Source organism: Streptomyces sp. NPDC059142 (assembly GCF_042755665.1).
GTDB lineage: Bacteria > Actinomycetota > Actinomycetes > Streptomycetales > Streptomycetaceae > Streptomyces.
Window position 1 is genome coordinate 61,805 of sequence record NZ_JBHZDA010000009.1, and the last position, 9,683, is coordinate 71,487.

4 protein-coding genes are annotated in these 9,683 nt (G+C 75.2%); 3 read left to right on the forward strand and 1 reads right to left on the reverse strand.

All coding sequences use genetic code 11. The features are described from left to right. Positions 1-101: 101 nt before the first annotated feature. A complete protein-coding gene (locus tag ACFXPK_RS05635; protein ID WP_385071979.1) occupies positions 102-3,269 on the reverse strand; it encodes an AAA family ATPase in 3,168 nt (1,055 codons plus the stop codon). A gap of 292 nt (positions 3,270-3,561) precedes the next feature. Between ACFXPK_RS05635 and ACFXPK_RS05640 the strand changes: the two genes are divergently transcribed. From ACFXPK_RS05640 to ACFXPK_RS05650, 3 genes are all read left to right on the forward strand, one after another. Continuing rightward, positions 3,562-6,711 (forward strand): LuxR C-terminal-related transcriptional regulator, encoded by a 3,150-nt coding sequence (locus ACFXPK_RS05640; protein WP_385071982.1) that lies wholly within the window; start codon positions 3,562-3,564, stop codon positions 6,709-6,711. 72 nt (positions 6,712-6,783) lie between these two features. Beyond that, positions 6,784-8,088: a MerR family transcriptional regulator gene (locus ACFXPK_RS05645; protein ID WP_385071985.1), complete on the forward strand. Its 1,305-nt coding sequence runs from the start codon at positions 6,784-6,786 to the stop codon at positions 8,086-8,088. A 270-nt stretch (positions 8,089-8,358) separates the two neighbouring features. Then, entirely contained in the window at positions 8,359-9,570 is a 1,212-nt protein-coding gene (locus ACFXPK_RS05650; protein ID WP_385071987.1) for a hypothetical protein, read from the forward strand. The last annotated feature ends 113 nt before the right edge of the window (positions 9,571-9,683 follow it).

A 9,683-nucleotide genomic window follows, 5' to 3' on the forward strand; every position in this document is an offset into this window, starting at 1 on the left:
GGGGCCCCCACCAGGCCGGGGCCCCGCCCCCCGCCGGCGAGCGCCGGCCGCGCGGGGGCGCCCGGGCGCGGGGGGGCCGGCGGCTGCCCGCCCGGCGCCGCTCAGCCGGGGACGAAGCGCGTGAGCCCGCCGTCCAGCCAGGCGGTGGTCAGCTCCAACCGCGAGCGGCAGCCGGTGCGTTCGAAGATCCGGGCGAGATAGGTCTCGACGCTCTTCTCGCTGCGCGCCAGTACGGCGGCGATCTGCCGGTTGGTCCAGCCGTCGGCGACCATCCCGACCACCTCCACCTCCAGCCTGCTGAAGACGGACCGGGTCGCGCGGCGCCTCGGCAGCGGGTGTCCGAGGTCGTGGGCGACATCGGTCAGCGACTGCCGGGCCCGCCGCGCCCCGAGCCGTTCGCACCACTCCCACGCCTCGGCCAGCCACTTCTCCGTACCGGTGGCGCGGGCGAGCCACAGGCTGGTGATGAAGGACAGGCTCTGGTCGCCGTGGCGGGCCAGGAGCGCGTGGGCGGCGAGGGCGCTGTCCACGTCGTCACGGGCCACCGCGCGGGCCAGCAGGGTCGTGACGCGGGTCGCGTGGGAGTCGACGGACGCGTGCAGTTCCTCCAGGGCCTCCAGCGACTCCCGTACCGCGCGGTCGTGGCCCCGGGCCACCGCGTACCGCAGCAGGCGCAGCAACAGCCGCTCCAGCCCGGCGAGATGGCCGGTCGCCCGCAGGATCCGGTAGTCGCGCCACCCGTCCCGCCAGGCGCCGAGCGGATCGCCCTCGACATGCCGCAGCCCGGTGCGGGCCCAACTCGGCAGCGGGCCCCAGCCCGTGGGCGCCTCGACGCCGGAGAGCCAGGCGGCGGCGCGGTCGGTGTCGCCGTGCCAGCGGCAGATCTCGGAGGCCAGACCTCGGCTGTGGTCGTACAGCGGTCCGCGCCCGGCGCCCTCGGCGTGCATCTCGATACGGCGGGCCAGTGCGAGCGCGACCTCCCACGATCCGGTCAGATACTCACGGACCAGGGCCTGGTAGGTGCGGAGCGGGCTGTCCTCGAACTGTGCGCAGCGGTCGCCGAGCACGGTCTCGAAGGCGCTGGCCCAGTCGCCCAGCGAGGCCGCCTCACGCAGCCGTTCGGTGTCGTCCAGCGGAGCGAGGCCGTTGGACGACCGCAGACCCTGTACGGCGGCCAGTGCGGCGTCGAACTCGGCGCGGGTACCCAAGGTGCCGGTGGCCAGGCGGGTTTCGGCGGCGGCCGGGACGAGCCCCACGGGCAGATCGGTGTCCGGGGCCGGGGTGGGGAGGAGGGAGAAGGAGAGGAACGGGTGCGCGGGTACCGTCGACGGCCGCGCCGTCCCGGCCGGCCCGAGCGGCACGGAAGGCGCGGGCGGCACGGACGGCGCGAGCCGTGCGGGAGCGAGAGGCCCGCCCGTCGACTCCGGCCCGGTCGGCCCGGTCGGCCCGCCCGGCACCCCGGACTCGGCTACCGGGCCCGCGCCGGTCGGCTCGTCCCCTCCGACCGGACCGACCGGACCGACCGGAACATCCGGTCCGTCCGACGGACGCGGTCTCTCCTTCGGCACGTCCGGTAAGAGGCGGCCGGGTAAGTGGAAGCCGCACAGCGGGGCAGGGGCGGGCGCGTCCACCGGTTTCCCGCGCGGCGCCTCGCCGCGCAGGCGCGCGGCCATCGTCATCAGCGCCGCCGCGGACGGGAACCGTACCGCCGTCCGGGCCGCCGGGCTGTCGTGGTCGACGACGCGCGTTCCGAGCCACTGCTCGTGGAGCGCGGCGAGCGCCCACGCGGAGGCGAGGTCGGGCAGGAACTCCCGGGACCGGGGCGGGCAGTGGGCGCCTGCCGGCAGGAACCGGCCGCCGAGTTCCAGCAGCCCGTCGGCGTCGCCGTGGTCGAGCATGAGCGCGATCGTGGTGCGCAGCACACCGGGCAGGCTCTCGTCGTCGGAGGCCAGTTGGCGGGTGAGCGCGAGGGCGGCACGCGCCGCCCGCCGTCGCTCCACGCCCGCCCCGCCGCGGCGGACCGCGGCCAGCAGGATCTCGTTGGAGAGCGCGACGGGCAGTTCGGCGCCCGCGGCGAGGGCGTGGTCGCACAGCCGGGGGTCAGGTGTACCGCTTCTGGTGCCCAGTCGGCGGCGCGCGTTCGTCACGACACGGGCGTGGAGTCTGGCGAGCTGTCGCCGGTTCCGTACGGTGCGCAGATCGGCGCCCAGACCGGGGACGGCGCAGCTCAGGCTCTGCTTGTCGTCCACGGTGATCATGCGGTGTTCGACCAGGGTGTCGAGCACGCGGCCGAGGTGCGCCACGGATCCGCCGAGTTCGGGGGCCAGGTCGAGGAAGTCGTCGACCGTGGTCCGCGCCGCCTCGGTCAGCCGGGCGAGCAGCGCGAGGGTCTCCTCCAGGAACGCCTCGTCGGCGAAGTCGGGGCCGCCGGCGGCCCGCCAGATCCGGTGCACCTCCGATCGCCCGACGGGCAGTTGTACGGGTGTGCCGGGGCCGGAGAGACAGGCGGAGCCGTCCACCAGCAGCAGGCGGTCGCGCTCCCACAGCGTGCCGACGGCGGCGAGGACGGCGCGGGGGTTGCCCGCCAGCGGGCCGAGCGCCCGGCGCAGCGCGGAGACCAGTTCGGGGGCGGCCGGCACCCCCATCCTGCGGCCGGCCAGGGTGCTGGTCTGGGCCCAGGTCAGCGGTGGCAGCTCCAGGACCCGGTCGGCCGCCGTCGCCAGCGCGTGGACGACGCCGGGGGCCCCGCGCTCCGTGCGCCCGCACACCACGACCGGTACGCCGTCGGAGCGGATCGCGCGGAGCAGGGCGCCGAGCGCTCCGGCCTCGGGTCCGGGGACGAGCTGCGCGTCGTCGAGGACGACGGCGGGCGGGCGGTGGGCCGCGATGTGGCGGACGGCGGCCCGGGTCTCCAGCAGCAGATGGAGGGAGTGCCGCCGTTCCTTGGCGGCTCCGGCCTGGGCACGCCGTACGGCGGTGACGAGGGCCAGGGCGGCGGTGTCGCCCAGGGCCGTCAGCAGGTCGCAGAGCCGGTCGGCCACGGTGTCCAACACCGGCTCCGTACAGGCTTCGACGTCGATCCGGACGACCAGGGTCCCGTCGCGCAGCGCGGGTTGGAGCGCGGCGTCCAGCAACGCGGTCTTCCCCACGCCGGGTTCGCCGTGCACGAGGAGCAGTCGGGCGGCCCCCTCGGTGCGGCGTAGCGCCGCGCCGATCTCGCGCAGTTCTTCCTTCCGTCCGATGAACTGGGTCCTCCGGTTGGTCGACATCGGTCGGCACCACTCCCCCCGTCCAGAGCCCTGCGGGCCCGTCGGAAGAGCCCCGCTTCAACGTATCCGCCGGTGGCTTCACGAGTTGATCGAACGGCCCATTCCTCGTCCAGACGTTCGTCTACTATTGGCCGATCGGTCAACGGGGGCCAGGTGGTGATCCTGTCTGCCCCGGTGGCGCAAAGGGGTGATGGTGACGGGGCACATCACGGGGGACCTCCGGACCGGGGGCGAGAGACCGCTGTCCCGGACGGGGCCCGAGCTCTTCGGCCGGGACGGAGTGGTCCAACGGGTGCTGGACGCCGCCACCGCGCCGTCGGGTCCGGCGATCCATCTCGTTCGCGGTGGGATCGGGTCGGGGAGGACCGCGGTGCTCGGGGCGCTCGCGGAGCGCTTACGGACGGCGGACCTCCCGGTGCACTCGGTGGCGTGCCGGCCGGGTGACCACCTCCTCGCGCATCTGCTCTCCCACCGGCTGATCACCGCGCTGACCCGGCCCGCGCGCGACACCGCGCAGCCGGCCACCACCGCCCCGGGCACGGGAGGCCCGGCAGGGGCGGGCGGTCCCACAGCCCTGGGCGGCACGGCCGGTACGGGCGGTTCCGCGAGCGCGGCGGGCGTCGCCGGTGCGGCAGGCGTCGTGGGTACGGTCGGCTCCGGTGGTGGCGCGGTGGGCGTCGGCGGCGCGACCGGCACAGGTACGGCTATCGGTACGGGTACGGGTACGGCTACGGGTACGAGTGCGGGTACGGCTACGGGTGCGGGCGGGGCCTTCCCGGAGGACCGGTCGCTGGACGACGCGCTGCGTTCGCACACCGAGCCGCGCGGCTCCGGCGAGGCGGTGTCCGTCCTGCTGGCCCGCACCCTGCGCGCCCGTACCCCCGCCGTGGTCCTGGTCGACGACGTACAGTTCGCCGATCCGGAGACCACCGAGGTGCTGTGCGCGCTCGCGCCCCGGCTCGTCTCCTCCCCCGTACGGCTGATCCTCGGGGTGTCGCCCCTCGGGCCCGCCAGGAACGGGGACCGGCAGACCGGGGACGATGTCCTGTCGGCGCTCGCCGCGAGCGGGGCCGTCGGCGCGGTGGATCTGGCGCCGCTGACGGTCGACGAGGTCGCGCGGTTCCTGACCCACCGGCTGCGCGCCGTGCCGGAGCAGACGCTGGTCGAGGAGGCGCACTGGCTGACCGGCGGCAACCCCGGCGCGCTGGTGGCCGCGCTCCAGGCGGGCTCGCGGGCGATCCGGACCCTGATCGGCCACGCGCATCTCGTGGCGGACGCACCCGTTCCGGTGCTTCCGGACGACGACCGCTTCGTCCGCGCGCTGCGGGGGCTCGGCGACACGGCGTGGCGCGTGGCCAAGGCGCTGAGTGTGCTGGAGCCGCTGGGCGGGCGGACCGCCGGGCTCGTCGCCGCGGCCACCGGGCTGCCCGAGCGCACCGTGGACCGGGAGCTGCGCCGACTGGCCGAACCGGGGCTCGTCGTGGGGCCGGGCGGCCGGGACTCGCGGGACGGCGCGGCGACGGAACGCGGGCCGGGGTGGACGTTCCGTATCCCGCTGGTCGCCGTCGCGGCCACGGCCAGGCTCGGTCCTTACGAGCGCCGCGCCGTCTCGGCCGCGGCCGTGCACGCCCTGTGGGAGACGGCCGACCGGACGCCGGACGCCGTACCGGATCCCCTGGCCCCGGCGGACGGTACGGCCGCCACCCACCGTGGCGCGGTGGCCGGGCCCCGCGACGCCGGGGACGTACGCCGCGCCTATCTGGCGAACCGCATCGCCGACGCGGGACCGTTCGTCGACCGGCGCCGGGCCACGGCCGAACTGCTCGCCGCGGCACGGAAGTCGGACGCCGCCGAGGTGCCGGAGTCGTCCCGCTGGCTGGAGACGGCCGCGGGGCTGACCGACGATCCCGCGCTGCTCGCCTCGACCCTGTCCCGGTACGCGGCCACCGCCGACTCCACCGGGAACGGGCCCGGCGCGGCGGAGGCAGCGGCGGCCCTGCTGGAGCGGCACGCCCGCGAGATGGAACCGGGGACCCGGCTGGAGCTGGCGGTGGTCGAACTGGCGGCGCGGGCCGCCTCCGGCGATCTGACCGCGCTGCGCGGGCCCGCCACCCTGCACCGGGCCCGGGCCTCCGGCGCCGGAGCCGACCGGGAGTCCGAGGTCCTGGGGGTGGTCGCGCTCTGTCTGCTGGGGCTCTGGTCCGAGGCCCTGGAGCTGATCGCGCGCTCGCCCGTCCATGTCCACCCGCATCCGGTGGCACGGCTCTTCATCACGATGTGCGAGACGGCCGCGCGGCTGATGACCGGGGACGCCGCCCCCTTCCGGCGTACGCTGCACCACTCGGCCCAGGCGCCCTCCGCGCCGCATCTGCTGCTCGAAGTGACCGTCCTCCAGTGCGACTTCCTGCTCGGTATGAGCGAACTGGCCGAGGCCCGGGATCTCGTCGCGCGGCGCGACCTGAAGGAGGACCAACTCCCGGACAGGCAGTTCATCCTGATGAACTACCTGAGCGGTTCCTGGGACGAGGCGATGGCGCGGGCCCGCTCGCTGATGGCCAACAGCCCGGCCACCGCCCGGATGCCCGCCAGTGTCCTGGCCCGCGCCCGGACCTCGACCATGCTGCTCGCCCGTGGCTGGCCGTCGCGCGCCCGGACCGTGCTGGACACGGCGCGGGCCGTCACCAACTCCATGACGTATCTGCTCGACGCCGAACAGGCCGCCGTCCACCGGCTGATGGGCGAGGACTCCCGCGCCGAGAAGGCGCTGCGCAGGGGGCTGGCCGAGGCGTCGGAACACGGCTACGTCTTCGGCACCGAGTCCCTGTGGGCGGCCCTCGCGGTCCTGGAGGCCGAGCGGGGCCACCCGGAACGCGCGAGGGCCTGTCTGAGCCGGCTGGACCGTACGGCCGCCTCCGTGGGCGGTGACAGCGCCCGGCTGCTCTCGCTGCTGACCTGCCTGCTGGTCCTGCGGCACTGCCCCGCGCCCCACGCGTCACTGCCCGCCCCCGAGGTGTGCGTGCGCGAGGCCCTGGCCCTGGCCCGCGCCTCCGGCCGGCCCTTCGAGACGGCCCGTACGCTGCTGAGCGTCGCGTCGCCGGTGGGCGTCGCGGGCCCGCAGAGCGACCCGCGCCTCCGCGAGGTCCGGCTCCGGGAGGCGTACGACCTGTTCGGGGAGTTGGACGCGCTGCTGTGGCGCTACCGGACCCGGACGGCGCTGCGCGACGCGGGGCTGCCGGTACCGGACCGGCGGACGGTGACCGAGGAGAACGAACGGCTGCTGGCGACGCTGGTCGCCGAGGGGCTGTCCAACCGTCAGCTCGCGGCGGCGCTCGGGGTCAGCGAGGGCAGTGTGGCGAGCCGGCTGACCAGGCTCTTCCAGCGTACGGGGCTACGCTCCCGGGTGGAGCTGGCGACCTCGATGCTGACGGCGAGCTATCCGTGAGCGCCGCCGGCCGGGCGGCCGCGGGGGTCCGGGGTTGACTTTCAGGTTGCCTGAACGTCGACAATCACCGCCATGGACAGCACTACAGGGGCGGCCTCCTCGGACTCCGCACCCTCCCACTCCACGCCCGTGGACGTCTCGATCGGCCTCTTCCAGCCGGAGCTGCTGAGCATCAGCGCCTTCGCCCGGCGTGTCGGCCTCGCACCGAGCGCCCTGCGCTTCTACGACGACTGCGGCGTCCTGGTCCCCGCCCGGGTCGACGCCACGACCGGCTACCGCTCCTACAGTCTCGACCAGGAGATGCGGGCCCGCGTCCTGCGGAGCCTGCGCGAGGCGGGGATGCCGCTCGCGGAGGTGATGGTGGTGCTCGACGGCGACCCGGACGCGGCCCGCACGATGCTGGAGCGCCACCGCTCCACCGTACGGGAACGGTCACGGACGGCCGACGCCACGATCGCGGCCGTGCTGCGTTCCCTGCCCGGTGCGCGGGGCGCGGACGGCGCGCCCTGGCCGGCCGACGGGAGCGGCACCGACGACGGGAAGGACCCGGTCACCCGGGTACGGCTCGGCGGGGCCGAACTGGCCGGGGCCGTACGGCAGGTGGCCTCGGCGGTCGGCGACAATCCGGACCATCCGGTCCTCGGCCGGGTCCTCGTCGAGATCGACGCCGGCGAGGTCCGGCTGGTGGCCACCGACCGCTACCGCCTCTCGACCCGGGTCCTGAAGCCGGTGGTCGCGGTGGAGGGACCGGACCGCCATGTACTGCTGGACGCGGGGCCGTTGGCCGAGGCGGGTGCCTGGGCCGCGCGGTGCGCCGCGGTGACCGTCGAGATCGACACCGACGAGGCCCGGATCTCCGACGCGGACGGCTCGGGCTCCCGTGAACTGAAGCTGTGGGTAGGCGAGTTCCCCGCCTACCGGGAGGTGCTCACCGCGCTGCCCGAGACCCGGCACCGGCTGATCGTGGACCGGGCGGCCCTCCTCGACGCGGTCACCGCCTGCGCCGGGGCGGACGGGGCGGACGGCGACGGCGACGGCGCGCAGGCGGTCGCCCTGCGGCTCGGCGCGGACGACGTACACATCTCACCGGCCGGGCACCCCGGCCGGCAGCCCCGGCCCTCGGGCCCCGACGACGCGTCCGACGGTCCGTCCGAGGGCGGTTCCACCACCCTGCGCGCCCTCCGTATCGGCGCGTCGCCCCTGCGGATCGGCTTCGACCCGGCCGTCCTCGCCCCGGCGCTCGAAGCGAGCGTCGGCCCCGACGTCCTGCTGGAGATCTCCGACGCGACCGAACCGGTGCTGGTGCGCTCGGCGGACCAGGGCAGCTTCACCACCCTGGTCATGCCCGTCGCCCTCACCGCCACCCCGGAGGGCTGACATCACACCGACCGCCCGCCCGGCCGCCCGGACAGGAGACGGCCCCGGGCGGCCTGAAGACACGGTCCGCACCCCACCCACGCACCGGTGACACGCCATGACGGTCGGCCCGGCCCCCGCCGCCGTCCCGGCCCCTCCCATGGAGCCGCGCCGCCGATATGACGGGCCGTTCGAGCCGAATCGCGCGTTCATTCCGCGTTGGTCCCCCGTGCACGCCTTCGCGGCACCATCCTGGTGTCCCACTGGAGTCCCACGACCCCCGGAGGCATCATGCGAAGGCAGACACGCGGCCGGCTCACGGCGGCCCTCTTCACGTCCGTGCTCGTCGGCTCCGCCGTCGTGGCCGGCGGGGGCGCGGCCCATGCCGAGGACGCGGGGGCGGCCCGTACCGTACGGAAGCCGGCCGCCCCGGCGGTTGCCGCCGCCCTGCCGACGCTGCCCGCGGCGGTCGACGGGGGCGCCTGGGAGTCGGGGCATCTCCAGGGCATGGCGGTGGACCGCGTCAAGGGCGTCATGTACTTCTCCTTCACCAACCTGCTGGTGAAGACGGACCTGAACGGCAGACCCCTCGGTTCCGTCACCGGTTTCACCGGCCACCTCGGGGACCTGGACTTCAGCACGGCGGACGGCCGGGTGTACGGATCCCTGGAGTACAAGGCGGCGAAGGCGTTCTACATCGCCGTGTTCGACGGGGACCGTATCGATCGGATGAACATGGACGCGGCGTCCACCGGTGTGGTCTCCACCGTCCATCTCGACGAGGTCGTGAAGGACTACACCGCCGACATGAACGGCGACGGTGTCTTCGACGGCGACACCGCCGACACCCCGGACCACCGCTACGGTTGCAGCGGGATCGACGGGGTCGCCTTCGGCTCCTCGTTCGACGGGCGGGGCGGCCTCAAACTCACGGTCGCGTACGGGATCTACTCCAACACCGCCCGGAGCGACAACGACCATCAGGTGCTGCTCCAGTACGACGTCCGGGCGTGGAAGAAGTACGAGCGCCCGCTGACCGAGGGCGCCCCGCACACCTCGGGCCCGCCCGCGCCGGACGGCAAGTACTTCGTGTACACCGGCAACACCACGTACGGCGTGCAGAATCTGGAGTACGACGCGCGCAGCGGCAACTGGCTGATGGCCGTGTACAAGGGCAGGAAGACCGCATTCCCCAACTACTCCCTCTTCGTCGTGGACGGCTCCAAGCGCCCCGTACAGGCCGCCGTACGCGGCCAACGCCTCGCGGAGCGCGGGACGTTGCTGTCCCTACTGCCCCAGGGGCTGTACCACAGGGCGTCCGGTGTGTACGGCTGGGAGGCGGCCGGACAGTACGGGCTGATCGCCCTGGACGACGGACGCCACTACGTCGCCGAGGCGGGCACCGTCCAGTCCGGCGGTGTGACCCGGCAGACCGGCCGCGCGGTCCTGCACCGCTGGACGGGGCTGACACCGAACCCGTTCACACCGACGGGCGCGTCCTGAACCACCGGCGGGGGGGGGGGCGGGGGGGGGGGGCCCCCCCCCGCCCCCCCCCCGGGCCCGCCCCCCAACTCCGGGGCCCCCCGCCCCCCCCCCCCCCCGGGGGCCCCGGCCGG

Coding starts and splice junctions, on each gene's coding strand:
- ACFXPK_RS05650 (WP_385071987.1), top strand. CDS start 8,359: ATGCGAAGGCAGACACGCGGCCGGCTCACGGCGGCCCTCTTCACGTCC.
- ACFXPK_RS05635 (WP_385071979.1), bottom strand. CDS start 3,269: ATGTCGACCAACCGGAGGACCCAGTTCATCGGACGGAAGGAAGAACTG.
- ACFXPK_RS05645 (WP_385071985.1), top strand. CDS start 6,784: ATGGACAGCACTACAGGGGCGGCCTCCTCGGACTCCGCACCCTCCCAC.